Genomic DNA, 213 nt, shown 5'->3' with positions numbered 1-213 from the left:
TCAAGACAGACTCAGGGGTCTGTAGCTCAGTCGGTTAGAGCACCGTCTTGATAAGGCGGGGGTCGTTGGTTCGAATCCAACCAGACCCACCAATTGTCTGGCGGAAGAAACCTGGGAGTCTCTGTATGGGGGCATAGCTCAGCTGGGAGAGCACCTGCTTTGCAAGCAGGGGGTCGTCGGTTCGATCCCGTCTGCCTCCACCAATCTTCAATG

2 tRNA genes are annotated in these 213 nt (G+C 56.3%); both read left to right on the top strand.

Annotated features, from left to right (window positions below):
* Positions 1-15 precede the first annotated feature (15 nt).
* Positions 16-92: transfer RNA gene (locus tag ACV229_RS41000), tRNA-Ile, on the top strand.
* Positions 93-127: 35 nt separating this feature from the next.
* Positions 128-203, top strand: a tRNA-Ala gene (locus ACV229_RS40995).
* Positions 204-213: the final 10 nt, after the last annotated feature.

The organism is Burkholderia sp. MR1-5-21 (assembly GCF_053427715.1).
This window is presented reverse-complemented; position numbering and strand designations above follow the sequence as displayed.